Source organism: Promicromonospora soli (assembly GCF_014653785.1).
GTDB lineage: Bacteria > Actinomycetota > Actinomycetes > Actinomycetales > Cellulomonadaceae > Promicromonospora > Promicromonospora soli.
In genome coordinates this window covers 602,901-628,864 of record NZ_BNAS01000003.1, presented here as the reverse complement: position 1 = coordinate 628,864, position 25,964 = coordinate 602,901, and the positions used below count along the sequence as shown (strand labels likewise).

23 protein-coding genes are annotated in these 25,964 nt (G+C 70.7%); 8 read left to right on the top strand and 15 right to left on the bottom strand.

Going from position 1 to position 25,964, the window contains the following annotated elements; all coding sequences use genetic code 11:
• Positions 1-149 precede the first annotated feature (149 nt).
• Complete coding sequence (locus IE250_RS12895; RefSeq protein WP_189669654.1) at positions 150-3,782, top strand: ATP-binding protein; 3,633 nt, start codon at positions 150-152, stop codon at positions 3,780-3,782.
• A 21-nt stretch (positions 3,783-3,803) separates the two neighbouring features.
• On the opposite strand, the gene IE250_RS12890 is transcribed toward IE250_RS12895, so the two are convergent.
• The 6 genes from IE250_RS12890 to IE250_RS12870 all read right to left on the bottom strand — a co-directional run bounded on the left by IE250_RS12890 (position 3,804) and on the right by IE250_RS12870 (position 9,661).
• Positions 3,804-6,128 carry a beta-L-arabinofuranosidase domain-containing protein gene (locus tag IE250_RS12890; RefSeq protein WP_189669653.1) on the bottom strand — a complete coding sequence of 775 codons (2,325 nt, stop codon included), beginning with the start codon at positions 6,126-6,128 and terminating at the stop codon, positions 3,804-3,806.
• A 154-nt stretch (positions 6,129-6,282) separates the two neighbouring features.
• The gene (locus IE250_RS24545) at positions 6,283-6,543 is read right to left on the bottom strand and encodes a hypothetical protein (RefSeq protein WP_229872409.1); all 261 of its coding nucleotides are present in this window, start codon (positions 6,541-6,543) and stop codon (positions 6,283-6,285) included.
• Positions 6,543-7,166 (bottom strand): SPFH domain-containing protein, encoded by a 624-nt coding sequence (locus tag IE250_RS12885; protein WP_229872408.1) that lies wholly within the window; start codon positions 7,164-7,166, stop codon positions 6,543-6,545. Before IE250_RS12885 ends, IE250_RS24545 begins: the two co-directional genes overlap by 1 nt.
• 205 nt (positions 7,167-7,371) lie before the next feature.
• A complete protein-coding gene (locus IE250_RS12880; protein ID WP_189669652.1) occupies positions 7,372-8,001 on the bottom strand; it encodes a response regulator in 630 nt (209 codons plus the stop codon).
• On the bottom strand, positions 7,998-8,411 hold the full coding sequence (locus IE250_RS12875) for a sensor histidine kinase (RefSeq protein ID WP_189669651.1): 414 nt from the start codon (positions 8,409-8,411) through the stop codon (positions 7,998-8,000). The genes IE250_RS12880 and IE250_RS12875 overlap by 4 nt, the downstream gene beginning before the upstream one ends.
• Positions 8,348-9,661 (bottom strand): sensor histidine kinase, encoded by a 1,314-nt coding sequence (locus tag IE250_RS12870; RefSeq protein ID WP_189669650.1) that lies wholly within the window; start codon positions 9,659-9,661, stop codon positions 8,348-8,350. The genes IE250_RS12875 and IE250_RS12870 overlap by 64 nt, the downstream gene beginning before the upstream one ends.
• Here IE250_RS12870 and IE250_RS12865 point away from each other — a divergent pair.
• Positions 9,651-9,890, top strand: coding sequence for a hypothetical protein (locus IE250_RS12865; protein ID WP_189669649.1), 240 nt, complete (start codon positions 9,651-9,653; stop codon positions 9,888-9,890). The two genes, IE250_RS12870 and IE250_RS12865, sit on opposite strands and share 11 nt — an antisense overlap.
• Before the next feature lie 127 nt (positions 9,891-10,017).
• Here IE250_RS12865 and IE250_RS12860 read toward each other — a convergent pair whose 3' ends face one another.
• The 5 genes from IE250_RS12860 to IE250_RS12840 all read right to left on the bottom strand — a co-directional run bounded on the left by IE250_RS12860 (position 10,018) and on the right by IE250_RS12840 (position 14,859).
• Positions 10,018-10,365: a hypothetical protein gene (locus IE250_RS12860; RefSeq protein WP_189669648.1), complete on the bottom strand. Its 348-nt coding sequence runs from the start codon at positions 10,363-10,365 to the stop codon at positions 10,018-10,020.
• A gap of 82 nt (positions 10,366-10,447) precedes the next feature.
• Positions 10,448-11,533, bottom strand: a complete 1,086-nt coding sequence (gene ychF / locus IE250_RS12855) for a redox-regulated ATPase YchF (protein ID WP_189669647.1) — start codon at positions 11,531-11,533, stop codon at positions 10,448-10,450.
• An 11-nt stretch (positions 11,534-11,544) separates the two neighbouring features.
• On the bottom strand, positions 11,545-12,351 hold the full coding sequence (locus IE250_RS12850) for a DinB family protein (protein ID WP_189669646.1): 807 nt from the start codon (positions 12,349-12,351) through the stop codon (positions 11,545-11,547).
• Positions 12,352-12,427: 76 nt separating this feature from the next.
• Positions 12,428-14,047: a hypothetical protein gene (locus tag IE250_RS12845; protein WP_189669645.1), complete on the bottom strand. Its 1,620-nt coding sequence runs from the start codon at positions 14,045-14,047 to the stop codon at positions 12,428-12,430.
• Positions 14,029-14,859, bottom strand: a complete 831-nt coding sequence (locus IE250_RS12840) for an ABC transporter ATP-binding protein (protein WP_189669644.1) — start codon at positions 14,857-14,859, stop codon at positions 14,029-14,031. The genes IE250_RS12845 and IE250_RS12840 overlap by 19 nt, the downstream gene beginning before the upstream one ends.
• A 175-nt stretch (positions 14,860-15,034) precedes the next feature.
• Here IE250_RS12840 and IE250_RS12835 point away from each other — a divergent pair, with 175 nt between their 5' ends.
• Positions 15,035-16,525: a DNA recombination protein RmuC gene (locus tag IE250_RS12835; protein ID WP_189669643.1), complete on the top strand. Its 1,491-nt coding sequence runs from the start codon at positions 15,035-15,037 to the stop codon at positions 16,523-16,525.
• A gap of 11 nt (positions 16,526-16,536) precedes the next feature.
• Here IE250_RS12835 and IE250_RS12830 read toward each other — a convergent pair whose 3' ends face one another.
• Complete coding sequence (locus IE250_RS12830) at positions 16,537-17,574, bottom strand: 4-hydroxy-3-methylbut-2-enyl diphosphate reductase (RefSeq protein WP_189669642.1); 1,038 nt, start codon at positions 17,572-17,574, stop codon at positions 16,537-16,539.
• Between the two features lie 63 nt (positions 17,575-17,637).
• Here IE250_RS12830 and xseA point away from each other — a divergent pair, with 63 nt between their 5' ends.
• The 3 genes from xseA to IE250_RS12815 all read left to right on the top strand — a co-directional run bounded on the left by xseA (position 17,638) and on the right by IE250_RS12815 (position 21,030).
• Positions 17,638-18,900: an exodeoxyribonuclease VII large subunit gene (gene xseA / locus IE250_RS12825; RefSeq protein ID WP_189669641.1), complete on the top strand. Its 1,263-nt coding sequence runs from the start codon at positions 17,638-17,640 to the stop codon at positions 18,898-18,900.
• Between the two features lie 33 nt (positions 18,901-18,933).
• Entirely contained in the window at positions 18,934-19,812 is an 879-nt protein-coding gene (locus IE250_RS12820) for a phosphotransferase enzyme family protein (protein ID WP_189669640.1), read from the top strand.
• A 75-nt stretch (positions 19,813-19,887) separates the two neighbouring features.
• Positions 19,888-21,030, top strand: coding sequence for an epoxide hydrolase family protein (locus IE250_RS12815; RefSeq protein WP_189669639.1), 1,143 nt, complete (start codon positions 19,888-19,890; stop codon positions 21,028-21,030).
• A gap of 6 nt (positions 21,031-21,036) precedes the next feature.
• Here IE250_RS12815 and IE250_RS12810 read toward each other — a convergent pair whose 3' ends face one another.
• Complete coding sequence (locus tag IE250_RS12810) at positions 21,037-21,786, bottom strand: class I SAM-dependent methyltransferase (protein WP_189669638.1); 750 nt, start codon at positions 21,784-21,786, stop codon at positions 21,037-21,039.
• Positions 21,787-21,849: 63 nt separating this feature from the next.
• Between IE250_RS12810 and sigJ the strand changes: the two genes are divergently transcribed.
• Positions 21,850-22,803: an RNA polymerase sigma factor SigJ gene (sigJ, locus tag IE250_RS12805; RefSeq protein WP_189669637.1), complete on the top strand. Its 954-nt coding sequence runs from the start codon at positions 21,850-21,852 to the stop codon at positions 22,801-22,803.
• Here sigJ and IE250_RS12800 read toward each other — a convergent pair.
• Positions 22,769-23,512 (bottom strand): SDR family oxidoreductase, encoded by a 744-nt coding sequence (locus tag IE250_RS12800; RefSeq protein ID WP_189669636.1) that lies wholly within the window; start codon positions 23,510-23,512, stop codon positions 22,769-22,771. The two genes, sigJ and IE250_RS12800, sit on opposite strands and share 35 nt — an antisense overlap.
• A gap of 156 nt (positions 23,513-23,668) precedes the next feature.
• Here IE250_RS12800 and IE250_RS12795 point away from each other — a divergent pair, with 156 nt between their 5' ends.
• Complete coding sequence (locus IE250_RS12795) at positions 23,669-24,283, top strand: HAD family hydrolase (RefSeq protein WP_189669635.1); 615 nt, start codon at positions 23,669-23,671, stop codon at positions 24,281-24,283.
• A gap of 58 nt (positions 24,284-24,341) precedes the next feature.
• Here IE250_RS12795 and IE250_RS12790 read toward each other — a convergent pair whose 3' ends face one another.
• Positions 24,342-25,961 (bottom strand): ABC-F family ATP-binding cassette domain-containing protein, encoded by a 1,620-nt coding sequence (locus IE250_RS12790; RefSeq protein WP_189669634.1) that lies wholly within the window; start codon positions 25,959-25,961, stop codon positions 24,342-24,344.
• Positions 25,962-25,964 lie beyond the last annotated feature (3 nt).

Sequence of the window (25,964 nt, the reverse complement as noted above, 5' to 3'; positions counted from 1 at the left end):
CTGTTCGCTCAGGCTCTCCGAGCCCGCTAGAACCTCGCTAAGGGCTGCCGGGTGGCCCGTAGAGTCAGACTGTGAGCGTGCCGGTCGGCAGGCCAGCCGACGTCGATGTTCGTCTCCTCGGACCGCTGGAGGTACGGCGAGGAGGCAGGGTGATCGCTGTGCCGGGCGGGCGAGCGCGGAGCCTGCTGACGATTCTCGCCCTCCAGGTCGGCGAGGCGATCACCGTCGACAGGCTGATCGACGCCCTGTGGGGCGACGCCGCTCCGGCCACCGCGAAGACTGTGCTGCAGGGATTCGTCTCGAAGCTCCGGAAGTCCCTGGGCACCACCGCCGTGGAGACCACCGGCACCAGCTATTGCCTCGCGGTCCCTGCGAGCGCCATCGACCTCAACCGGTTCCACGAGCTGGTCCGGGCAGCTCGTGAGCTCGAGGGTGACGAGCGTTCAGCGACGCTGGAGCTGGCACTGGCCCTGTGGCGCGGCCCCGCCCTGGCGGATGTGGCCTACGAGCCGTTCGCCCAGGCCGCCATCGCTGCCATGGAGGAACACCGGCTGACGGCGCGCGAGGCGCTGATCGATGCCCGGCTCGCCACCGGGAGGCACGCGGAGCTGATCCCGGAGCTCGAGGCGCTGATCGCCTCCCATCCCTACCGCGAGGGCCTGCGCGGTCAGCTGCTGCTCGCGCTCTACCGGGCCGGCCGTCAGGCCGATGCGCTGGAGGCTTACGGGCAGGTGCGCCGGACCTTGGTCGCTGAGCTCGGCGTCGAGCCCTGCCTTGAGCTACGGACCCTGCACGGAAGGATCCTGAACCAGGATCCTGCTCTCGCTGCGGTGCCCTCGCCCGTCCGCCTGCCCGAGACGTCGACCTGGCTACCCGGCGAGCGCAGGACGGTGACGGTTCTCTTCGTCGATCTGACCCTCACCGACGCCGACAGCGATCCCGAAGCGGGGCAGACCAAGGCCGCGGAGTCGCTGGCGTTGGTCACCGAGGCGCTGCGCAGCAACGGGGCGCGCGTCGAGGTTCCCGTCGGTGGTGGGGTCATGGGGTGGTTCGGACTGCCCTTCGCACACGACGACGACCCGCTCCGGGCCGTCGTGGCCGCTCACCAGGCACGTGAGCGTGTGCTCGCCCTCCCCGGTCAACCACGTGAGTTCCGCGCCGGGGTCGAGGCGGGTGAGGTCGTGTCAGGTGTCACGGGCGCCCGCGCGGCGAGCGGGCCGGCGGTATCGCTGGCCTCCCGGCTGCAGCAGGCCGCCCGCCCCGGCGAGGTGCTCATCGGGCCGCAGGCCATGATGCTGGTCCGGGGCGCCGCGGTCGTCGAGCGGGTCCGGGAACCGGCCGACCCCGTCGCGTGGCGCCTGCTCCACGTCGACGCCGACGCCCGGCTGATCCCACGTCACCTTCGCGCACAGATGGTCGGCCGGGAAAGCGAGGTTACCCGCCTGAGGACCGCGTTCGGCCGCATGGCGCGGCGACGGACACCACAGCGGATGACCGTGCTCGGCGAAGCCGGCATCGGCAAGACCCGGCTCGCCCGGGCGTTCGCGGAGTCGGTCGACGGACAGGTCCGGACGATCACCACGGCCTGCCCCGACGGAGGTACCGGTCGGGTGCCCGGACTCCTGCACGACCTGCTCGTCCAGGCGGGTGGTGGCGCCGGCTGGGCGGGGGTGGCCGGCCTCCTGGACGACGTCGAGCCCGGGCTGGGCGGCCGCCTGACCGGTGCGCTCGGAGCGGGGCAACCGCAGGGCCTGCCGCATGGGCTCTTCGCGGACCTCCGCCGGGCCCTCGAGATCCTCAGCGCCGTCCAGCCGCTCGTGATGATCGTGGATGACCTGCACTGGGCCGAGGCGACCTTGTTCGAGTTGTGCGAGTACCTCACGGACACGCTCAGCGGGCCCGTGTTCCTCCTCTTCCTGGCTCGCCCGGAACTCGTCGAGCTGCACCCCGACTGGAGTGTCGGAGGCGAACGAGCAGACCTGATGTACCTCGACCCGCTCGATCCCGACGCCATCGGGCAGGTGGTCAGGGCCCAGGCCTCGCTCGAGCTGCCCGCAGCAGCGGAAGAGCGGATCATCGAGACGGCGCAGGGCAACCCGTTGTTCGCCGAGCAACTTCTGGCCGCGTTCGAGCACGCCGAGACCGATACCATCCCCGCTTCGCTGCGGGGCTTGCTCGCCACCCGGATCGACCGGCTCGGCCCCGGCGAGCGGGACCTGCTTCGAGCCGCGGCCGTCACGGGTGACCAGCTGAGCCTCGAGGCCCTGCAGGTGCTGGCGCCTGAGGCGGCACGTCCGTTCCTGGCGGGAAACATGCAGTCGCTGATCCGGAAGCGACTCCTGCGGCGCACTGGGCACAGCCGGGTGGAGTTTCCGCACGGACTCATCCGGGACGCCGTGTACCGGACCCTCACCCGCCGCGACCGGGAACGCCTCCATCTCACGTTCGCGGACTGGCTGGAGGACAGCGCCGGACCCCTCGGCGACGAGCTGGACGCGGTCGTCGGCCACCACCTCGAGCAGGCCGTGGTCAACCGGCGGCTGGTCGGACTAGGACCCGATGGCGTACTCGAGGCGCGAGCGGGCACCAAGCTGGCCTCCGCGGGGACTCGGGCGTACCTGCGTACCGACATGGCGGCGGCCTCGGACCTGCTGGCGCGGGCGCTCGACCTCCTCCCGGAGGGGCATCCCCTGGTCCCTGGCACCACCCAGCGGCTGGCCGAGGTCTCGCTGCCACTCGGGGACCATGCCCGGGCGCAGAAGCTGCTGCTGGCATTGACCACCATGCCGGACGTCGGCCCGGTCGACCGCTGGCTCGCCCGGCTCGAAAATGCACGAAGCCTGTGCATCACCGGTCCCCAGGGTGTGACGGCCGATGACCTGGCCGCCACCGCACGGCAAGCGGGCGACTTCTTCGCCGAGGCGGGCGACGACAACGGGCTCGCGCAGGCATTCTTCCTGCTCGGCTGGCTGGAGCAACGACGGGGCGACCTGGTCGCCGCCGCGAGCCTCGGGCGTCGCAGCCTGGAAGTGGCACGGCGTGGCGGGGCCGTGCGCGAACAGCTCGCCGCGGCAGTCCTGGTCGCGCGAAGCCTCGTCGACGGGCCGACTCCGGTGCCGGACTGCATCGCGGAGATCGAGTCGCTCCTGCCTCCGCACGCCCCGCCCAACCCCGTCACCATGGGAATGCTCGCTCACGCCCGTGCCATGGCGGGCGAGCTGGAGCCGGCGAGGGAGCTCCTCGACCGCGCTCGCTCGCTCGTGATCGAACGGATGCGCGCACCCCGGCTTCTCGCCTTCCTCGCCTGGGCCGGCGCCGACGTCGAGGCGGTCGCAGGCGACATCCTCGCGGCGGTCGGCGGGTACCGGGTCGCACTGCAGCCCTTCCGTCGGGGCGGGGAGGCTGAGCATGTGGGCGAGACCTCCTCCCGGCTCGCCCTGGTCCTCGCGGAGCAGGGTCGACGGGAAGAGGCGAGGTCACTCGCCGACGAGGCCCGGGCGGTGGCTCCTGCCGACTGTGTCGCTGTGCGTGCCAGGGCATTGATGGCGGTGGCCCGGTGCCTCGCCCCGGACCAGGTCGAGGCCGCGCTGGCCATGACCACCACCGCCGTCGACCTGGCTCCCGCCGTGCTGCCGAACCTCAAGGCAGACCTGCTGGTCCAGCGGTCGCGGGTGGAGACGGCCGCCCGACTGGCCACGGACGCTCGATCCTCGATGGACCGGGCGACCAGGCTGTACGAGAGCAAGGGAAACGTCGCCGCCCTCAGGCGCCTCAGAGCCTGAGCCTCTCGGGCCGAACCCCCATCAGCCCTGCTGCAGGAGGACCTCGACGGCCAGCAGGTCGCCGCTGTCCGCGCCGTCCACCGCCTCTACGCGGAACACCACCTCGCCCAGGGCGCCCGCCTCGCGCACCGCCTCCGTGAGGCCGTACTCGTGCTCGGCGAGGCCCTCGCCGTCGGCCGGCTCTGTCAGCGTCCGTGACGTGACTGCTTCACGGCCGTTGAGGAGGACCCTGCGCCGGCTGGCGACGCGGTCGACGAAGCGCGTCCGCACCAGGGCCGCGCCGTCCGGGCAGCGGAGCCGGTACTCGAACCACGCCGTCGTGCTGCGCCAGTGGATCCCGTCGGCCCCGCCCGCCTTGGTCCGCTCCCCCGTGAACCCGTGGTCCACCTCGGGCTGCTGCTCGCCGGCCGTCACCTTGTCGAAGACGGCGGTGGTTTCGGCGTCGTCGAGGGTCCGGAGAGTGGCCAGGGCACGGGACGGGTCGGCGTCGGCCGCGAAGTAGATGCTGTAGCGCTCGTCATGGATGCCTGCGAAGGGTTCGAGCAGCACAGTGGCGGGAACGAGCTCGCCGGACCGTTCGCGAAGCACCTGGAGCTCGAAGGTCAGCGTGCGCTCGTCGACGGCCGACACGGCCGACTCCGGCGGCTGGGCGGCCACGATGCCGCTGCGCCGCACCGGCATCTTGCGGCCGTGGGCCACGTGCGCCATGCGGTCCGGGCCCGCGACGAGCCCCTCGAGGTCTTCGCCGCCGCCGCGCGATGCGAGCACGACGGGGCCGTAGCGGAAGGCCACCCAGCCGGACCCGTCGGGCAGCGCCTCCGCGACGAGCCGGGGCGCGAGGCGGACGGTGACCGCGGTCGTGCCGCTCCAGGTGCGGGCGACCTCGGCGTAGCCGTCGACGACGGCGGCGTCGACCGGCTCGTCGTCGACGCTCAGGCCCACGAGCTCCGCCCAGGACGGCACGCGGAGGCGCAGCGTGCGCGCCCTGGGCGAGGCGGAGGTGACGACGACCCGAGCCTCGTCGCGGAACGGCAGCTCGGTCGACAGCTCGACCCGCAGGCCCTCCTCCGTCCAGTCGAGGACCGACGGCGTGTAGAGCTCGACGCGGAGGTCGGGCCCGTCGTGGGTGTAGACGAGCTCGTTGTACCTGGTGTGGCCCTCGAGGCCGGAGCCGACACAGCACCACATGGACAGGTGCGGCCGGGAGTACACCCGGTAGTGCGCCGGCCGCATCGGCGTGAAGTACACGAATCCCCCGCGCCGGGGGTGGACCGACGAGACCACGTGGTTGAAGAGCGCCCGCTCGGCGAGCTCGACGGCGGTCCCGTCGTGCCCCCGGTCGAGCCGCAGCCGCGCGAGCTCGACCATGTTGTGGGTGTTGCAGGTCTCCGGCCCCTCGGGGTCCGTCATCACCTCGGTGAAGTCCGACGACGGATGGAAGTGCTCACGCACGCTGTTCCCGCCGATCGCCAGCGTGCGGCGCTCGACAACCGAGGACCAGAAGGCGTCGGCCGCTGCGGCGAACCGCTCAGCGCCCGGGTCGCCGTCCGGCGCCAGGTCGGCCAGGCGCTGATAGCCCAGCACCTTGGGGATCTGCGTGTTGGCGTGGAGCCCGTCCAGCGGGTCGCCCCCGTCGGCCAGCGGGTCCAGCAGCCTGTGATGGGCCAGCCGCCGCCCCTCGGCGACGAGGTCCTCGCGGCCGGTGAGTGCGCCCAGCTCCACGAACGCCTCGTTGAGCCCGCCGAATTCGGCGGTGAGGATCTGCTCGACCTGCTCGCCGGTGAGGGTCTTCGTGACCGACAGCCACCAGTCGGCCCAGCGCGTCGCCATGGTCAGCGCGCGCACGGAGCGCCCGTGGGTCGCCGCGTCGACGAGGCCGGCGAGCGTCTTGTGCAGGTTGTAGACCGGGACCCACCGGCCGTTGAGGGCGAACAGGTCGGCGTCGATGAGCCCGGCGGCGAGCTCCTCGCCCAGGGCCGGCCCGTCCGGGACCCCGCCGACATAGCCGGTGCCGACCGCGTCCTGGCAGCGCTCGAGCACGTCGAGCAGGTGCTCCATGCGGTCGTGCAGCACGTCCTGGCCGGTCACCGCCCACAGCTTCGCGTGCGCGGACAGGACGTGACCGCCGATGTGGCCGTCGAGCCCCCCGCTCTCCCAGTCGCCGTACGGCTCGGCCCGCCCGTCGAGCCCCGCCGCGGCGAGGAACGGGGCGAGAAGCCGGTCCAGGTCGATGTCGAGCACCGCCTCCAGCGCCCGCTGCTGGGCGACGGCGAACGGTCCTGGGCCGAGCCGGACATCCCCCAGCGGGAACGTCCGACCGGTGGTCGAGGGCACTGCGGTACTCATGGACGGTTTGGCTCCTTGCAAGGGCTCACGGCTCCGTCGCCGGGCTGTGCTGTGGACGGCGCGACTCTACGGGAAACGGTCGCGCCTCGGTCGTCCGTGCCGAGGTCATGCCACCTCCACCGCCTCGGCCGGCGTGGCCGCGGCCGGAGCAGGTTCAATGCGCCGGAGTCGTGTCGGCAGGTGCCAGTGCACCGTTGGTCACGGGTGCTGCAACCTGTCCCTGTGCCGTGGTGGAGTCGTCGACGCCGGCAGGTGCGTTCGCTGTCGCGGCCGCTTCTTCACGGGCCAGGAAGGTGCCGAGCTCGCCGATGGTGCTCATCAGCGGCGCCGGAAACACGACCGTGGTGTTCTTGTCGACGCCGAGTTCGACCAACGTCTGCAAGTTGCGCAGCTGTAGCGCCAGCGGATGCGCCATCATGATGTCGGAGGCGTCGCCCAGCCTCGTAGCGGCGAGGTGCTCGCTTCGGCGTTGATGATCTTCGCGCGCTTCTCCCGCTCGGCTTCGGCCTGACGTGCCATGGCGCGTTTCATGCTCTCGGGCAGCTGGATGTCCTTGAGCTCGACCAATGTGACCTCGAGGCCCCAATCGGTGGTCGTGCGATCGAGGATCATGCGGATGTCCTCGTTGATTCGGTCCGTTTCCGCCAGGATCTCGTCGAGGGCGTGCTGCCCGACAACGTTCCGCAGCGTGGTCTGGGCGATCTGGTTGATGGCTGAGGTTACGTTTTCGATCACGATCACGGACTTCACGGGATCGACCACTCGGAAGTAGGCGACGGCGGCCACGTCGACGCTGACGTTGTCCTTGGTGATGATGCCCTGGGACTGGATGGGCATGGTGACGATCCGCAGGGAGATGCGATGTAGTACGTCGACTACCGGGATGATGATCCGAAAGCCCGGCTCGCGGGTGCCCTTGAGTCGGCCAAACCGGAAGAGCACACCCTTCTCGTACTGCTTGACGATCTTGACAGCCATTCCGAGGCCGATCAGGACCAGGATCAGCGTCAAGATCAGGATCCAGGTCGCGGCGCTCATCGGGGTGCTCCGCGAGGTCCGCGCAGGAAGCCGTCAACCGGCGGGCCGACGATCGACGTCATCATGACGCCCCACCTCTCAAACAGGTTCAGGACAAGTCCTGGTGGAGGCGTCCTGACTTGGTTGCTCCTCACGGTACTCCGGTGCGGCAAGGTGATCGGCATCCCTCGTGCCATGGGCGCCAGCCCCGGCGTGATCCGCCCGCTCAGGACCGGCCCAGGCCTCCCGCCTGGCCGAGGGCGATCGCCTCGTCACGTGATGCCACCCCGAGCTTGGCGAGCATCTCCGAGACCCGGTTGCGGACCGTCTTCGGCGCGAGGAAGAGGCGCGCCGCGACCTGTGACGTTGGCAGACCCTGCACGAGAAGCTCGAGGATCTCCAGGTCCCGTGCATCGAGAGCGCCGAGCGCGTCGGTCCGCGGTGCGGAGGCCGCAGCGGCGACAACCGCACCCGACGCCCCCCTGCCCAGCACGAGGGTCCCACGCGCAGCGCTGTGGATGGCTGCCAGCACGTCCTCGGGATCGGAGTCCTTGAGGAGATAGCCGTCCAAGCCGGCACCGAGGCTGCGTATCACCGCCTGGTCGTCGGCGTGCATGGTGAGCACGACGACGCGCAGGCCTGGCCAGGTGAGCTTGAGCATCGCACCGAGCTCGATGCCATCACCGTCCGGCAGTCCGAGATCGAGCACCGCCACGTCCGGCTCGATGGTGACGGCACGGGCCTCCGCGGCGGTCCGGGCTGTCGCGACGAGCTCGAGCCCGTCCTCCGACTCGATCAGAGCCGATAGCCCCGACAGCACTATCGGGTGATCGTGGACGAGCATCACTCTCGTCATGCTGCTCCCGTCGTCGGCAGCTCCAGGTGGAGCAGAACTCCGCCGCCGTCGTGAGGTCCCACGGCCAGCGATCCGCCCAGCTGTTCCGCCCGCTGCCGCAGTGATGTGAGCCCAACGCCTGGGGCGATCGGGCCACCGATCCCATCGTCCCGAACGTCGACGGCGACGTGGCCGGCAACGGTTGTCGCCACCCGGACCGCCACATGGCTCGCCCGGCCGTGGCGCAATGCGTTTGTGATGCCTTCGGCCACGGAGCGATAGACGGCGACGTTCACCGCGCCGGGCAGCGGACGCTCGACGGTGATCTCCAGCCCGACCTGACGGTCGTCCCCGTCGAAGGTCGCGATCAGCCGCTTGAGCGCTCCGGCCAGGTCGGCGTCGAGCAGCGCCGACGGGTTGAGCCCGGACACGATCCGGCGGAGGTCTCCCCTTGCCTCGGCCAGCCCCGAGGCCAGTGATTGCAGCAGCAGGCTGGGGCTCCGGCGCAACTCGGCCTCTGGACCCGCATGCTCATTCCGGACAGCACCGGGCCGAGGCCGTCGTGCAGGTCGCCAAGGATGCGAGCCCGCTCGGCGTCCCGCTCGCGAGCGACATCCTGGCGAGCGTGCTCGGCCTCGACGGCGAGCCCGACAGCCCGGCAGACGAGCGCGACGGTCGGCACCAGCTGTCCGACCAGGCGCGCCTGACGCGGCTCGGGTCCCTCCGGGTCGTCGTGGTTCAGCAGCAGCGTACCGACGCGGTCGCCGCCGACCAGCAGCGGATGGTCGACCCAGCCGGGTGGGACGTCGGGGCTGTCCTCACCCACCACCAGCGTCACCTCGAGGTGGCCACTGGAGACGGCCACCATCTCGGCGGCCTTGGCGAGCAGCTCGCGCGGGTCAGTGAGGCGGTGCAGGCCAGCGGTGATGGAAGCGACATCGGCGGGGGTCAGCGTTCCGGTGCCGTAGCGGCGAGTGAGCCGCGACCGCCGCCACCAGGCCGCAGCCGGCCAGGCCAGCGCAGTGGACGTCACGGCGGCGAAGGCGGCAGTGAGGTCCGGAGCAGGAACGCCGGCGCGGGTGCCGGCCAGTCTCACGACCACGCCCATGGCTGCACCGATCGCCAAGGTCAGTGCCGCCGCGACGACATCGAGGAGCGGCTCATCGACGGGTCTGAGCTCGGTCGCGGTCGTCAGCCGCGTCACGAGACCGGCGAGCGACCACATGCCCAAGGTCAGTACGACGGCCTCGCCGCGCGGGTCGAGCGTCAAATCGGCCACCGCGACAGCGCCGACCACGACCGAGGACCACACCAGCACCCAGAACAGCCGGCGGCGCGGGATACGCCCCGGGGCGTAGCCCATCGCCCAGGCGAGCAGCACCAGCGTGAGGAGCACGACAACGAAGTCCGCCGCACGCCACAGCTCCTCGACCCGGGTCCAGACCGGACCACCCGCCGTCGACAGCGCGATCACCGCCATCGCTGCCGGGACGACGGCAAGCGCCGCGACGGCCCGGCCCACGCGCGGATCTGTACGCCGATCGAGCAGGATCGCAGCCGCCACCCCGAACGCCGGCCACCCCGCGCCGTACAACGCGCCCGTCGGGAGACTCGACTCGGAGAAGCCCGCCAGCAGAGGCAAGGCGCCGAATCCGGTCGCGACAGCCGCGATGCGCGCCAAGGTCGGCGCGATCGTGCTCGGCGCTCTCGCGATCATCACGCTGCCGCTGAACTGGTCCGGAGCACCGGCGGCGCTCGGCGCCTCAGCCGCGTGGCTGGGCGGCCTGGCACGCGGAAGCCACCCCCAGGCCGGCGCCGCCCGCGGCTTCGGCATCGTCGGGATCGTGATCGTCGTCCTCGAGATCGTCGCGACCGTGTTCGGCGGGGTCGCCGGACAGTTGTTCGGCTGAGGAGGAGGGGCATCACTCTGCGCAGGACAATCCTCGGCCACCTGAGCCCGGATCGCGACCTCTGGACATGCCGCGATCCGGGTGATGCTCAGACATTGAAGCGGAACTCCACCACGTCGCCTGGCTGTCAGGCTCGAGCGATGCCTACGGAGTACGTGCCGGTCCGGATCGGAACCAGACACACGCCAGGGTTCAGTCTGTTGAAAGCACCGGCAGGATTCGTGTAGTACAGGTAGTAGTTGTCGTTCGGGGGACACGACTCGCGCACGTTGCCCCTCGTCGTGGCGAACGACTGGAGATACTCGGTACCCCCGGTTCCGGTGTTGTGCAGCTTGATCCAGTCGGACGGGATACCGTCGCTCACCTCGTAGAAGTGAACGCTGCTCCCGACGATGGCCTGGGCGGGCGCCGACGCGACGAGTCCGCCAACGACGAGGCCAAAGGCCACCAGGATGACCGTGATGAACTTTTTCACAGGGCTACTCTCCTGTTCTTGCGGCAAGAGCCGGCCAATGTGGACCAAACCTCCCGTGGAACTTTCCCTTTTCACGAGGTAACTAAACGTTGAACCTGAATTCAACGACGTCGCCGTCCTGCATAACGTAGTCCTTACCCTCGATACGGGCCTTTCCAGCCGCCTTTGCCCCGGCCACGGAGCCGGTCTCTACGAGGTCGTCGAACGAGATGACCTCGGCCTTGATGAAGCCGCGCTCGAAGTCGGTGTGGATCACGCCGGCGGCCTGCGGGGCGGTCCAGCCCTTGTGGATGGTCCAGGCACGCGTCTCCTTGGGGCCCGCCGTGAGGTAGGTCTGCAGGCCGAGCGTGTCGAAGCCGACGTGCGCGAGCTGGTCCAGGCCGGACTCCGCCTGGCCGGACTCGGCAAGCATCTCGGCGGCCTCGTCGGGCTCGAGCTCGACGAGCTCCGACTCGAACTTCGCGTCCAGGAAGATCGCCTGGGCGGGCGCGACGACCTTGCGCAGCGCCTCCTGGGACTGGGTGTCCGCCAGGCCGTCGTCGTCCGTGTTGAAGACGTAGATGAACGGCTTGGCCGTCATCAGCTGCAGGCTGGCGATCTCGGCCAGGTCCAGGCCGGCGTCGGCGGCGCCCTGGTAGAGCGTGATGCCCTGGTCCAGGATCTCCTGGGCCTTCTTCGCGGCAGCGTAGAGGACGGGGTCGCCGCGCTTGATCTTGACCTCCTTCTCCATCCTCGGGAGGGCCTTCTCGAGGGTCTGGAGGTCGGCCAGGATGAGCTCGGTGGAGACGGTCTCGATGTCGCCGGGGGCGTCCTGGGAGCCGTCGACCCGGACGACGTCAGGATCGTCGAACGCGCGGGTGACCTGGCAGATCGCGTCCGCCTCGCGGATGTTCGCGAGGAACTTGTTGCCCAGGCCCTCCCCCTCGGACGCACCCTTGACGATGCCCGCGATGTCCACGAACGACACCGTGGCCGGCAGGATCCGCTGGCTCCCGAAGATCTCGGCGAGCTTGGTCAGCCGCTCGTCGGGCAGCGAGACCACCCCCACGTTGGGCTCGATCGTCGCGAACGGGTAGTTCGCCGCGAGCACCTGGTTGCGGGTCAGAGCGTTGAAGAGGGTGGACTTGCCGACGTTGGGCAGGCCGACGATGCCGATAGTGAGAGCCACGTCGCGCAAGTTTACGTGGACGAGCCGCTGCCCGTGTCGATCAGGTCCAGGTCCCTGGTGGCGTACGAGTGGTGATGCCACTCCTCGGTGAGCACCACCCACACGCACTGCGCTACGTCGAAGGGCTCGGACTGATCCATCCACGGCGGCGGTTCGGCCGCACTGCCCGCCTGCTCGGGCGTGATCGTCGAGAGGAACTCACGGACTTCCCGCATCCGGCCCCTCCGGACCTCGAGCACCTCGTCGTACGACGGCGCAGCGGCCGGGTCGATCCCGATCCCCGGCGCATCGGCGGCGAATGCGGAGTGCGGCACCCCAGCGGGCCAGAACACGTCCTCACGCCGGCCCTGCGCACCCCAGCGCAGCCAGCCGTCGGTGCAGAACACGAGGTGCCGCAAGGTCTGGGCGAACGACCACTCCTCGTCGACCGAGACGTCCACCGTGCCCGGAGGCATCGACGCGACCCGTTCGTAGGTGGCCTCCCACAGCTGGTCGTAGGCGTCGAGCGCCGCGAGGAGCCCGGTCAGTGTGCGGTCCTGGAGCAGCGCACGCTCCGGATGCCGCCTGTTCAGCTCGGCCTCGACCAGGGGTTCCACCTCGACACCGTTGATGCGCAGGCCGTAGATGAAGCCGTCTATGTCGGCCTCGGCCAGCTCGACCCCACGCATCCGCACGCCGTTGAGGCCGACCTCGCGGAACGAGGCACCGCTCATGTCAGCGTTGCGGATGTCGGCCCCGCGCAGGTCTGCGCCAACGATCCCGTCCACGCGTCCGTCGATGTGGCGTCCGTCGATGTTGCGCCCGTCAATGCGACTCATGTGTGCCGACGCTACGCCGAGCCTCCGACATCCAGGCTCTGGCGCACGGGCTCAAGGGCTCAAGGGCTCAAGGCACTCACGGGAACGACTGGACCTGCTGGAGCAGCTCCGGCAGCCGCCGGTTGTACACACGAGCGCCGAACCGCACCGCCAGGACCAGGATCAGGGCCCCGTACAGGACGCAGACGACGAGCGTCGCCGCGCCCCACAGCACTCCGCCCAGCATGAGGGCGGCGACTCCCATAGCAAGGACCGGGAGCGACAGCCCGGCCGTCACCAGGAAGCCGAGCCCCTGCGACACGATCGTGGCCGTCGCGGCGCCCTGCGGGGACTTGAGCGGGCTCTCCCCCGGCTTGGCGACCGGGTAGACGAGCCGCGCCGAGACCGCGCAGGACACGGCAGTGCCGACCAGCAGCAGCCCGAGGGACAGGCCCAGCAGGGGCAGCGTGAGGTGCCACGAGTCGGCGATCCAGACCGACACCACCACCGTGGCGACGCAGACCACGGGTCCCACGAGGAGCATCGGGATAGCCCGGCCCCACCGGTCTGCCCTGCCGTCGACGCCCGCCGCGACGTGCAGGGCGAACGCTGTGTTGTCGTAGCCCACGTCGTTGGAGATGCTGAAGCCGAGGATCCAGGCCACGAACGGCCCGGTCGCCAGCAGCATGAAGAAGTTGCCCGTGCTCTGCGCCGAGACGTACATGACGACCGGCAGCAGCGGCACGATCGCGATCGATCCGGAGTAGCGGGGGTCCCGGACCCAGTAGGTGGCGGTCCGGGCGGCGACGGCCCAGGTGGGGGAGAACGGCACGCGGCCGAACGCCCCCAGCCCCTTGGCCTTGCCGCCGCTGCCGTCGCCGACGGGCGGGCGCTCCAGGGCACGGGCCAGCGCCCGGTCCCAGACCAGCCAGGCCAGCCCTATGGTGCCGAGCGCGACGGCGAGGTGTCCGGCAAGGCCGGCCCAGTCGCCGTCGTGCGCGGTGCCGGCGAGCGACCAGGCCGCGCCGAACGGTGTCCAGCCGACGAGGGCGGCCGCCTGCTCGAACAACGGTAGGAGCAGCATGCCCATGCTGCTGCCGCTTCCGGGGTCGGCCTCGACCGACACCTCGACGTCGTTCGCGAGCCAGCCGATCAGCGGGCCGGTCATCACGACCAGCATCACCGCGACGATCGTGACGACCTCACGGTACCTACGGGACTCCAGCACGGGGGCCAGCAGCGTGGTGATCGCGCGGGACCCGATCACGCACGTCGCGACCCCGAGCACGGCGCCCAGGAGAGCGACCACCAGCACGCCCGGCTCCAGCACCCACGCGAACGACGTTCCGATGGCGACGAGCACCGTGGCGATACCGGGCACGGACACCAGGCCCGCGACCGCCAGACCCGCGAGCAGGGTGCGCCGGGGGATCGCGTACGTCGCGAACCGGTGCGGGTCCAGGGTGGCGTCCACGCCGAAGGCAAAGATCGGGATGATCCACCAGCCCACGACCGTGAGGGCTCCGCCAAGGGTGATCGCCAGGCCGGCCCAGGCCGGGTCCCCCACATATGCCAGGGCACCCACCAGGGTCACGAGAGCTCCGACGACGCCCAGCGCGTACAGCGCCGCGACGACCATGCCGATCGTCTGCCAGACGCTCTTGCGGAACGTGTTGCCCATCAGCGTCAGCTTGAGGGTCACGAACCGCGCAACCATGAGAGCCCCTCCGAGTGCTGACGGCCGCCGACGAGGTCCACGAACCGGTCTTCCAGGCTCTGCTCGCCGCGCACCTCGTCCACCGTGCCGGCCGCGAGGACCTGCCCGGCCGCCATCACGGCGACGTGGTCGCACATGCGCTGAACCAGGTCCATGACGTGGCTGGAGACGATCACGGTGCCGCCACCCGCCACGTAGTCCTTGAGGATGTCGCGGATGTTCGCCGCGCTCACCGGGTCCACCGCCTCGAACGGCTCGTCGAGGACCAGGGTGCGCGGAGCATGGATCATGGCGCTGCCCAGCGCGATCTTCTTGGTCATGCCGGCGGAGTAGTCGACGACGAACGTGTCCGCGTCGGCGCCCAGGTCGAAGGCCAGCAACAGGTCGTCGGTGCGCTCGATGACCGTGTCCTTCTCCATCCCCCGCAGCATCCCGGCGTACGTCAGCAGCTGGCGGCCGGTCAGGCGGTCGAACAGACGCACGCCGTCAGGCAGCACGCCCAGCGTGGCCTTGGCCACGTCGGGACGCGCCCACAGGTCCACTCCGTGCACCCAGGCCCCGCCGAGGTCCGGCCGCAGCAGTCCGGTGGCCATCGAGAGCATGGTGGTCTTCCCGGCCCCGTTGGGGCCGACCAGGCCGTAGAACGAGCCGGCGGGCACGTCCAGGCTGACGCCGGCGACCGCGGTCTTCTGCCCGAACCGCTTCCAGAGGCCGCGCACGCTGAGCGCAGCCGACGGGTCGTGCCGGGGCGGCTCCGGGACACCTTGCGGGTCGGGGCTGCCCGGCGGGCTCGGGTCGACTGGGGTCGTCATGGCACCCAACGTAGCCGCGAGGTACGACACGGTGGATCCGGCGCGAGGATGAGGGCGGGTGATACGGCATCCCTCTGGGGGCGGATCACGCGGGCCCGGGTTCATGTCGAGCGATTCCGACCCCTCGGGGTGTCACCGTGCCGGAGTGTCAGTAGCTCGTGGCAGCCTGTCGCACATGGACATCGCCGCAACGATTCTGCTGGTCTTCGGCGCTCTCGTCGTCGGGGTGCTGCTGGGGTGGCTCGGTCACGCACAGCGTTCCGCGCCCGCCCTGCGCGACGCGGACCTGGAGGCTGTACGCCTGCGCGCTCAGGTCGAGTCGGCCGAGCACCAGGTGGTCGCAGCCCGTAACCGCGCGGACGAGCAGATCGCCGCGGCGCGGGAACGTGCCACCGAGCAGATCGCCGCCGCGCGCATCGAGCAGGAGAACGCCCGGCGTCAGTTCCAGGCGCTGGCCGGCGACGCGCTGGACGCCAACAGCAAGCGTTTCCTCGAGCTCGCGGAGGAGCGGCTCAAGCGGTCGGCGTCCGACGGCGAGCAGGCCCTGGCAAAGCGCGAGCAGGCCGTGAAGTCGCTGGTGGACCCGCTGACCAAGGCGGTTGAGCTGGTGCGCAGCGAGGTGCTCCAGGCGGAGAAGGCCCGCATCGAGGGCCAGGGCGCGCTGGTGGAACAGATGCGCAACGTCGCCGAGGTGTCGACGGACCTGCGCAACGGCACGGCCGACCTGGTCACCGCCCTGCGCTCGTCGCAGACCCGCGGTGCGTGGGGCGAGCTGCAGCTGCGCAAGGTCGTGGAGTCCGCGGGCATGATCAACCGCGTCGACTTCACCGAGCAGGCGCAGGTCACGACGGAGGACGGCACGCTCCGGCCCGACATGGTGATCAACCTCGCGGGCGGCAAGCGCGTGGTCGTGGACTCCAAGGTCGCGTTCCTGGGCTTCCTGGAGGCGCAGCAGTCCGACGACGTCGCATACCGCGAGCAGCGCCTCGACGCGCACGTGCGGCACATGCGCAAACACGTGGACGACCTGGCCGGCAAGAAGTACTGGAACCAGTTCGAGCCCGCGCCGGAGTTCGTCGTGATGTTCGTACCCGCCGAAGCATTCCTGTCGGCGTCCCTGGAGCGCGCGCCGGAGCTGCTGGAGTACGCGGCGCAGAAGAACGTCATCATCGCGACGCCCACCACGATGCTCGCCCTGCTCCGCACCGTCGCCTATGCGTGGCGGCAGGAGGCCCTGGCGGAGAACGCGCAGAAGGTGCTCACCGTCGGCAAGGAGCTCTACGCGCGCCTGGTCACCATGACCGGCCACGTCACCCGGACGGGCCGCGCCCTGGAGTCGGCGACGAAGAGCTACAACCAGATGATCGGCTCGCTGGAGCGCAACGTGCTCACGTCGGCCCGCCGGATGGTGGAGCTCGACGTCGTCGACGCGAAGGAGACCATCGACGAGATCAGGGGCATCGAAGAGGTGCCGCGCCCCATCACCAAGCCGGAGCTGCTGGCGGCCGACGAGGGCGGCGTCATCGCGATCGACCGCGCGCAGGACACCGAGAGGATCCTGGTGCAGGAGCTGGAGATCACCGAGCTCGCGGCTACGGACATGCGCGCCCTGGAGGCCGTCGAGGACGCAGAAGACGGCAACAAGGGCAGCGCGGCCGCCGGCTGAGTCGGACCCGATCAGGCGAGCGGAAGCTCCGTGCGGGCCTCGCGACGCGGACGCTTGGGCTCCTCGCCGGCGGCCTTGAGCCCGGCCCGCAGCTCGCGCGGCAGCGAGAACATGAGGTCCTCGGTAGCGGTCCGTACCTCGTCGACGGTGCCGAAGCCGTGGTCGGCGAGGTACGTGATGACGTCCTGCACCAGGATCTCCGGCACCGACGCGCCCGAGGTCACGCCCACCGTGGTGACGCCTTCGAGCCACTCTTCCTTGATCTCCGTCATGCGGTCCACGCGGTAGGAGGCGGCGGCGCCTGACTGGAGCGCAACCTCGACCAGCCGCACCGAGTTGGACGAGTTCGCCGAACCCACCACGATGACGAGCTCGCACTCGGGCGCCAGCTTCTTCACCGCGACCTGGCGGTTCTGCGTGGCGTAGCAGATGTCGTCGCTCGGCGGGTCCTGCAAGGACGGGAACTTGTCCCGCAGCCGGCGCACCGTCTCCATGGTCTCGTCGACCGACAGCGTGGTCTGCGAGATCCACACGACCTTGTCGGGGTCGCGCACCACCACCTGGTCCACCTCGTCCGGCGAGTTCACCACCTGCACGTGGTCAGGCGCCTCGCCCGCTGTGCCCTCGACCTCCTCGTGACCGGTGTGCCCGATCAGCAGGATGTCGTAGTCGTCCTTCGCGAACCGCACGGCCTCCTTGTGCACCTTGGTGACCAGGGGGCAGGTGGCGTCGATGGTCTCGAGGCTGCGCGCCTCGGCCGAGGCGCGCACGGCGGGCGACACCCCGTGCGCGGAGAACACGAGCCGGCCGCCCTCGGGCACCTCGTCGGTCTCGTTGACGAAGATCGCGCCACGCTCGCGGAGCGTCTCGACAACGTGCTTGTTGTGCACGATCTCCTTGCGCACGTACACCGGCGTGCCGTACGTCTCCAGGGCCTTCTCGACGGCGACCACCGCGCGGTCCACGCCGGCGCAATAGCCGCGCGGGGCGGCCAGCAGTACGCGCTTGGTCTTGGTCTCAGCAGGGCGCTCAGGGCTCGTGACACTCACAGGTGCAGTCTAGGGGTGGCGTGCGGAGGGCTTGTGTCGGTGGTGGGTGGCAGGGTTGGACACGTGACGGAACCAACCCGACGGCCGCTCCCGACCGAGCTCCCCCTGAGAGCACTCGACACCACGGCCACCAGCCCCTGGCCCGTTCGTGTGCTCTCGGAGAAGATCAGGGGCTACATCGACAAGATGCCGCCGGTCTGGGTCGAGGGGCAGGTCGTGCAGTTCAACCATCGGGCCGGCTCCGGAATGCAGTGGTTGACGCTCCGCGACACGGACGCCGACTATTCCCTGCCGGTGACGATCTTCTCGCGTGTCCTGGCCATGCTGCCGCAGCTGCCCGCGGAGGGCGACCACGTGGTGGTGCACGCCAAGCCCGTGTTCTGGACCAAGCGCGGCACCCTGCAGATGCAGGCAGGCGAGATCAGGGCCGTCGGCGTCGGCGAGCTGCTGGCCCGGATCGAGGCCCTGAAGAAGGTCCTGGCGGCGGAGGGGCTGTTCGACATCTCGCGCAAGAAGAGCCTCCCCTTCCTGCCCGCCGTCGTGGGGCTGGTGTGCGGGCGCGAGTCCAAGGCGGAGCACGACGTCGTCGTGAACGCCCGCGCCCGCTGGCCACAGGTGCGGTTCGAGATCCGTGAGGTCGCGGTGCAGGGCGTCAACGCCGTGCACGAGGTGTCGAACGCGATCGCCGAGCTCGACCGGGACCCCAGGGTCGACGTCATAGTCGTCGCCCGCGGCGGCGGCTCGGTCGAGGATCTGCTGCCGTTCAGCAACGAGTCGCTGGTACGCGCCGTCGCGCAGGCCCGCACTCCCCTGGTCAGCGCGATCGGCCACGAGACCGACGCGCCCCTGCTCGACCTGGTCGCCGACTACCGCGCCTCAACCCCGACCGACGCCGCCAAGCGGATCGTGCCGGACGTCTCCGAGGAGCGGCTCCGCCTCACCCAGGCCCGCGGCCGGATGCGGGGTGCCATCGCGGCCCTGATCAGCCGTGAGCAGCACGGGCTCGACGGCGTCCGCTCGCGCCCGGTCCTCGCCGTGCCGCAGACGATGCTGCAGTCGCGCGAGCGCGACATCGTCCAGGCGATCCGGCACGGCCGGCACGCCCTGGACGCCCTGCTGCTGCGGGCGAGCGGCGAGATCGGGCGGCTCGCCGCCCAGGTCAGGGCGTTGTCACCGGCTTCAACCCTGGAGCGCGGCTACGCCGTCGTGCAGCGTGCGGACGGCCACGTCGTACGGCGGCCCGACGACGTCACGGTCGGCGCCGGCGTGCACGTCCGCCTCGCGGAGGGCGCGCTGGACGCGAAGGTCACGGCGACTATTCCCTAGGGCGATGGTCCGGGACCTGCGAGGGTGGCCGGCATGGACGCGCAGGCGCTGGTCAGGCTTCTCCACCTCCACTGGGGGCTCTCCTCGGCAACCATCTCGCCGCTGGGCGGGGGCATGAACTCCGAGACCTGGCTGGTCCAAGCCGGCGACCGCTCCTACGTCGCCAAACGGGTCGCGGCCTCGGACGTCGCGCAGCTCGCAGCGGGCAGTGCGGTGGCAGAGCGGCTCGCGCTCGCAGGCCTGACAACCGGCCGACCGGTGCGTACGACGCGCGGCTCGCTCGTCGTACCGGGTGAGCGGCTCGCGCTGCTCGGGTACGTCCCCGGGCGAGAGCTGGAGGGGACGACGCGCGAGGAGCAGCGCCAGATCGGCCGCACCCTCGCCGAGGTACACGCCGCAAGCACACTCGTCAGCGACACCACCGGCCGGTTCTTCGACTGGCTCTCACCAGCCGCGCCGGGCGTCAGCGCCCATCCCTGGCTCCCGCCGGCCATCGAGGCGGCTCGCGCCGCGGCCGATCACCTGGCGGTCACGTGGTCCGTCCTGCATACCGACCCGGCACCCGAGGCATTCCGGCACGACGACGCCACCGGAACCACCGGGCTGATCGACTGGACCGGGGCATGTCGCGGACCCGTGCTCTACGACGTCGCGTCGGCGGTGATGTACCTCGGCGGACCGCGGCACGCCACAGCCTTTCTCGACGCGTACTCGGCCGCGAGCCCCCTCGATCCCGCCGAGCTGCTCCACCTCGACACCTTCCGCCGGTTCCGCTGGGCGGTCCAGGCGGCGTACTTCGCGCGAAGGCTCAGCACAAACGACCTGACCGGCATCAGCCACCAGGGCGACAACGAGCGCGGGCTCGACGACGCTCGGCGCGGTCTGGGGGAGCTGTCGCGGGCGGAGCGGTAGCTTGCCAGAATTCTTACCCGAGCCTTATGCAGTAGCGGACAGAACCTGTCCGCTACGCCTGGAAGGGTGAGCCTCATGCCCGACAACAACGCACTCACACCGTTCCGCATCAACATCCCGCAGGCCGACGTCGACGACCTGCGCGACCGGCTCGCGCGCACGCGCCGGCCAATCGCCGTCGCGGGCCGGGACGACCGCACGGACTTCAGCCGCGGCATCCCGCAGGCGTACCTCACGGAGCTCGCCGAGTACTGGCGCGACGGGTTCGACTGGCGCGCGCAGGAGGCTGCGCTCAACGAGTACGAGCAGCTCACGACCGTCGTCGACGGCCAGACGTTCCACGTCGTGCACGTGCGCTCGGCGAACCCCGAGGCCACCCCGCTCATCCTGAGCCACGGCTGGCCGGGCTCGTTCGTCGAGTATCAGCGGCTCATCCCGCTCCTGACGGACGAGTTCCACGTCGTCATCCCGTCGCTGCCCGGATTCGGGTTCTCGACGCCACTGTCCGGAACCGGCTGGGAGGTGGCGCGGACCACCGAGGCGTACGCCGAGATCATGACGCGACTCGGGTACGAGCGGTTCGCGGCGCACGGCACCGACATCGGCGCCGGCACCACCGGCCGCCTCGCGGCGCTCTACCCGGAACGTGTCATCGGCACCCACGCCGGGAGCGACGGCAGGATGCTCGGCATGGTGGGCGACAAGTTCCCCTACCCCGAGGGGCTGTCCGAGGACGAGGTGGCCCAGATCGAGCAGATCCGCGCCAAGGACGTTGCCGAGCGCGGGTACTTCGAGATGCAGAACCACCGCCCCGACACGATCGGCGCGGCGCTCGCCGACTCACCCGTCGGTCAGCTCGCGTGGATCGCCGAGAAGTTCCAGACCTGGACCAACCCCGCGCACGCCACCCCGGACGAGGCCGTCGACCGCGACCAGCTGCTCACCAACGTCAGCCTGTACTGGTTCACCCGCAGCGGTGCGTCGAGCGCGCAGTTCTACTACGAGTCCGAGCACTCGGGGCTCGGCTGGGTAGCGCCTTCCGGCGTGCCGGCCGGCTGGGCCGTCTTCGACACGCACCCGCTCATGCGCCGGGCGATGGACCCGTGGAATGCCGTCAGCCACTGGAGCGAGTTCACCGAGGGCGGGCACTTCCCCGCCATGGAGGAGCCCGAGCTGCTCGCGAACGACATCCGCGCCTTCTTCTCCGGCCTCCGCTGATCCGCCTCACGCCCGGCGGGCCACGAACACCCACTCCAGTCCCGGCCGGTCCGGCGCGTCCAGGACCTCGTGCACCTCGAGTCCCGCATCGGCCAGCGACTCCTCGATCTCGTCCAGCTCCCGGAACCGGAGGGTCGAGACCGAGGTGACCACGTCGCCGTCGGGCAGGACGCCGCTCGGGAAGCGGTAGGACTGCTGGAAGGTGACCAGCGGGAGTGCGACATCCAGGAGGTCGCTCCACATCTCGACCTGCCCGACGCCGGGGATGTCGCGGCGAGCAGACCTCCGCTCGCGGGTCCAACCGAGCCAGGCCTGCCGGTCCGGTACACGGGTCTCGAACACGAGGCTGCCGCCGGGCCGGAGGACGTCCCGCACCGCGTCGAGCGCCTGCGCCCACTCTGCGTCGCTCTGGAACACCTGCGCGACGTTGCCGGTCATCGTCGCCAGGTCGACGGTCAGGTCGAGGCCCGCGATCGTATCGGCCCCGCCCTCGACCCAGGTGACGGCCTCCGCGCCCGGCTTGGCCCGGGCTACCTCGAGCGACGCCGCGGCGGGGTCGACGCCGGTCACGCGCACGCCCCGCTCGGCCAGCAGCAGGGCGAACACGCCAGTCCCACAGCCGACGTCGAGCACGCTGCGGGCGCCGAGATGCTCGGCCAGCCTGACGTAGATGTCGAGGTCGCCGCGGTCGTCGTCGAAGGCGTCGTAGAGCCGCGCGAGGCGAGGATCCACGAAGATCGGATCGGGTGTGGTCATGGCAACATGTTCACCCGCCGCTGGGCGGGGCCCAAATGCGCTTCGTCGCGTACGGTCGGGACGATGACCAGTGATGCGGACACGCTCGACGACGCGGCGGCGGTATTCACTTCCGCACGACGACGGCTGTTCGGCATCGCGTACCGGATGCTCGGCTCCACCGCCGAGGCCGAGGACGTGGTGCAGGAGACGTGGGTGCGGTGGCAGACGACTGACCGTTCAGCGGTCGTCAACCCGCAGGCTTTCCTCACGACGGCGGCGACCCGGCTGGCGATCAACGTGCTGCAGAGCGCGCGGTCCCGGCGCGAGACGTATGTCGGGCCCTGGTTGCCCGAGCCGGTGGACACCAGCGAGGACCCGACGCTCGGCGCGGAGCGGGCTGAGGCCCTGGACGTCGCCGTGCTGGTCCTGCTCGAGCGCCTCACTCCCACCGAGCGTGCCGCGTACGTGCTGCGCGAGGCGTTCGACTACGGGTATCCGGAGATCGCCCGGATCGTGGGCGTGTCCCCGACCGCCACCCGCCAGCTGGTGAGCCGGGCGCGCAAGCATCTCGCCTCGGAGCGCCGCAGCTCGGTGAGCGACGCGGCGCGCCGCGACCTGCTCGCTGCCCTCCTCGCCGCCGCCCGGGCGGGCGACGTCGAACGGCTGGAGCGCCTGTTCGCCGAGGACGTCGTCAGCCGGACCGACAGCAACGGGCGGGTGAAGCAGGTCGCGCGGGTAGCGGTCGTCGGCCGCTCCAAGGTCGCACGGCTCCTGACCGCGTTCAGCACATTCTGGGAAGGCGTCACCGTTGAGCCGCTCGAGCTCAACGGTGACGCCGCCATGGGCCTGGTGCGAGACGGTGAGCTGTTCGCGACCCTCACGGTCACGGCCTCCGACGCCGGCCTGCACCAGGCCATGTGGCAGATGAACCCCGACAAGCTCGGGGCGCTCCGGCGGGCCCGCGCTGGTCGGGCCGCGCCGGGCGCCACGGACGGATCCGCTACGCCTGGGCCTTCCGCCACTGCTCGTAGCTGACCTCGCCCAGCAGGGCCTCCCCGTGGGGCACGAGCTCGCCGTCCTGCAGCGCTGCACCGAAGTACGTGGCGCTCGGGTCGGTGCGGACCTCGCGGGGGTCGTCCTTCGACGCGAGGTGCTGACGCACTATCTCGTCGAAGCCGAAGGTCTCCGGCCCGGCGATCTCGATGGTCGCGTTCAGGGGTGTTCCTACGGCCGTCCTCGCCACGAACCGGGCGACGTCCGCCGAGGCGATCGGCTGGAAACGGACGGGCGCGATGTGGACCACGCCGTCGACCGTCGCCGTGTCGGCGATCGAGCCGAGGAACTCGAGGAACTGCGTGGACCGCACGATCGACCAGCCCGAGCCGGACGCCTTGACGAGGTCCTCCTGCACGATCTTGGCGCGCATGTAGCCGGAGTCGATCCCGTCGGCGCCCACGATCGAGAGGATCACATGGTGCTGTACGCCGGCCTTCGCCTCGGCCTCGAGCAGGTTCGTCGTCGAGGTCCGGAAGAAGCTGGTGACGTCCTTCTCCGCGAACGAGGGCGAGTTGCTGAGGTCGACCACTACCTGTGCGCCCTCGAGCACCTCCGGCAGACCCTCACCGGTCAGTGTGTTCACGCCGGTCTGCGGCGCGGCGGCTACCGCTTCGTGACCGTGCTCCCGCAGGTTGTCCACCACCTGGCTGCCTACGAGGCCGGTACCGCCGATGACCACGATCTTCATGGTGTGCTCCATTCGTTTCGCGACGTTCTCGCGAGCTCTCGCGACGAGCCGGAAGGCTCGCCATGAGTTCGACCGGGAGCCCCACCGATCTGTGACAGCCCCCGACGGGCGTGGCGGCTCCGACGGCCCTTCGTCCTCAACCGTTACGGTTCCCTGGTGACGACCATCCGACACGTACTCTTCGACGCCGACGGCGTCCTCCAGGAGATCCGCGGCGGTTTCTACACCTCGGCGACGCCGCTCCTCGGCGAGCGCGCCCGCGAGATCCTGAACCTCGCGTCCGAGCACGAACGGCCGCTCCTCGCGGGCGACGACGACTTTCTGCCGGTCCTCGCCGAGGTCCTCCGGCAGTACGACGTCGACGTAGCGGCCGCTGACGTGTTCACGGCCGTCTGGGAGAACATCGCCACCTCGGCGGCCTCGCTGGACCTGGTCCGCGGGCTGCGAGACGCCGGCTACGGCGTGCACCTCGGGACCAACCAGGTCCGGCGTCGTGCCGACTACATGCGAGCCGCGCTGCCCTACGACGAGCTGTTCGACGTCAAGCTCTACTCCTGTGACCTGGGTGTGGCCAAGCCGGAAGCCGCGTTCTTCCAGAAGGCCGCGACGCGGATCGGAGCCGAACCGGCCGCGATCCTCTTCATCGACGACCACTTCCCCAACGTCGAGGGCGCCCGGTCGACCGGGATGGCCGCCGTGCACTGGCGCATCAAAGAGGGGCACGACGTGCTGCTGGAGCGGCTCGCCGCGTACGGCGTCGCACCCGCGTGAGCTGCGCCGCGCCCACGCGCGGTACCCAGCTCCAGCGGGCGGGCGCGGGCACCGCGGCCTACCGCTCCCGCTCGACCCGTCGCTCGTCCCACACCGGCTCCGAGGTCTCGCGCACGACGCCGTCGGACCCGAAGACGAGGTACCGGTCGAACGACCGCGCGAACCAGCGGTCGTGCGTCACGGCCAGCACGGTCCCGTCGAACGACTCCAGGCCCTCCTGCAGCGCCTCGGCCGACTCGAGGTCGAGGTTGTCGGTGGGCTCGTCGAGCAGCAGCGCGGTCGAGCCGGCGAGCTCGAGCAGCAGGATCTGGAACCGCGCCTGCTGGCCGCCGGACAACCGGTCGAAGGGCCGGTCCGCCGCCTCGGTGAGCTCGTAGCGCCGCAGCCGGGCCATCGCCTTGCCCTTGTCCTGCGCGTGGTCCTCCCACAGGATGTCGAGCAGCGCGCGGCCGAACAGCTCGGGATGCGCGTGCGTCTGCGCGAAGTGCCCGGCAACGACCCGCGCTCCGAGCTTCCACGAGCCCGTGTGCGCGACGTCCCCGCCCCCGAGCAGGCGCAGGAAGTGGGACTTGCCCGAGCCGTTGGAGCCCAGCACCGCCACGCGCTCGCCGTAGAAGACCTCGATGTCGAACGGCTTCATCAGCCCCGTGAGCTCCAGCCCTTGGCAGGTCACGGCCCGCAGGCCCGTCCGCCCGCCGCGCAGGCGCATCGAGATGTCCTGCTCGCGGGGCGGCTCGGGCGGGGGCCCCGCCTCCTCGAACTTCCGCAGCCGGGTCTGCGCGGCCCGGTATCGCGAGGCCATGTCGGGGCTGCTCGCCGCCTGGTTCCGCAGCGTCAGGACCAGCTTCTTGAGCTGGGCGTGCTTCTCGTCCCAGCGCCGGCGCAGCTCCTCGAACCGCGCGAACCGCTCGCGCCGCGCGTCGTGGAACGTCGCGAACCCGCCGCCGTGCACCCAGGCGTCGGCGCCCGCGGGGCTCGGCTCCAGCGACACGATCCGGTCCGCCGCCCGCGACAGCAGCTCCCGGTCGTGCGACACGAACAGGACTGTCTTCTTGGTCGCCCTGAGCTGCTCCTCCAGCCAGCGCTTGCCCGGCACGTCGAGGTAGTTGTCCGGCTCGTCGAGCAGCAGCACCTCGTCGGTGCCGCGCAGCAGCGCCTCGAGCACGAGCCGCTTCTGCTCGCCGCCCGACATCGTCCGCACCTCGCGGAACTGCACCCGGTCGTAGGGCATGCCGAGCGCCGCCATGGTGCACACGTCCCAGAGGGTCTCGGCCTCGTACCCGCGCACCTCGGCCCAGTCCGAGAGCGCCTGGGCGTACGCCATCTGCGCGGCCTCGTCGTCCACGGTCAGCATCGCGTGCTCGGCCTCGTCGACGGCGCGCGCGACCTCGCGCAGGCGGGGCGCCGACACGGACACGAGCAGATCGCGCACCGTGGTCGCGTCGCGCACCGAGCCGACGAACTGGCGCATGACACCGAGCCCGCCGCTCGCCACGACCGAGCCGCCGTGCGGCGTGAGCTCACCGGTGATGAGGCGCAGGAGCGTGGTCTTGCCCGCCCCGTTCGGGCCGACGAGCGCCGTCGCGTTGCCCTCGCCCACCCGGAACGAGACGTCCCCGAGGAGGGTCCGGCCATCCGGCAGGTGGTATTCGACGTGCGCGACTTCGAGATGGCCCATGGG

Excerpts from the sequence above, each read along its gene's own strand:
- IE250_RS12890 (WP_189669653.1), bottom strand. The coding sequence starts at position 6,128 with ATGAGTACCGCAGTGCCCTCGACCACCGGTCGGACGTTCCCGCTGGGG.
- IE250_RS24545 (WP_229872409.1), bottom strand. The coding sequence starts at position 6,543 with ATGGCGCATCCGCTGGCGCTACAGCTGCGCAACTTGCAGACGTTGGTC.
- IE250_RS12885 (WP_229872408.1), bottom strand. The coding sequence starts at position 7,166 with ATGAGCGCCGCGACCTGGATCCTGATCTTGACGCTGATCCTGGTCCTG.
- IE250_RS12880 (WP_189669652.1), bottom strand. The coding sequence starts at position 8,001 with ATGACGAGAGTGATGCTCGTCCACGATCACCCGATAGTGCTGTCGGGG.
- IE250_RS12865 (WP_189669649.1), top strand. The coding sequence starts at position 9,651 with ATGCGCGCCAAGGTCGGCGCGATCGTGCTCGGCGCTCTCGCGATCATC.
- IE250_RS12850 (WP_189669646.1), bottom strand. The coding sequence starts at position 12,351 with ATGAGTCGCATTGACGGGCGCAACATCGACGGACGCCACATCGACGGA.
- IE250_RS12845 (WP_189669645.1), bottom strand. The coding sequence starts at position 14,047 with ATGGTTGCGCGGTTCGTGACCCTCAAGCTGACGCTGATGGGCAACACG.
- IE250_RS12840 (WP_189669644.1), bottom strand. The coding sequence starts at position 14,859 with ATGACGACCCCAGTCGACCCGAGCCCGCCGGGCAGCCCCGACCCGCAA.
- IE250_RS12835 (WP_189669643.1), top strand. The coding sequence starts at position 15,035 with ATGGACATCGCCGCAACGATTCTGCTGGTCTTCGGCGCTCTCGTCGTC.
- IE250_RS12820 (WP_189669640.1), top strand. The coding sequence starts at position 18,934 with ATGGACGCGCAGGCGCTGGTCAGGCTTCTCCACCTCCACTGGGGGCTC.
- IE250_RS12815 (WP_189669639.1), top strand. The coding sequence starts at position 19,888 with ATGCCCGACAACAACGCACTCACACCGTTCCGCATCAACATCCCGCAG.
- IE250_RS12810 (WP_189669638.1), bottom strand. The coding sequence starts at position 21,786 with ATGACCACACCCGATCCGATCTTCGTGGATCCTCGCCTCGCGCGGCTC.
- sigJ (WP_189669637.1), top strand. The coding sequence starts at position 21,850 with ATGACCAGTGATGCGGACACGCTCGACGACGCGGCGGCGGTATTCACT.
- IE250_RS12800 (WP_189669636.1), bottom strand. The coding sequence starts at position 23,512 with ATGAAGATCGTGGTCATCGGCGGTACCGGCCTCGTAGGCAGCCAGGTG.
- IE250_RS12790 (WP_189669634.1), bottom strand. The coding sequence starts at position 25,961 with ATGGGCCATCTCGAAGTCGCGCACGTCGAATACCACCTGCCGGATGGC.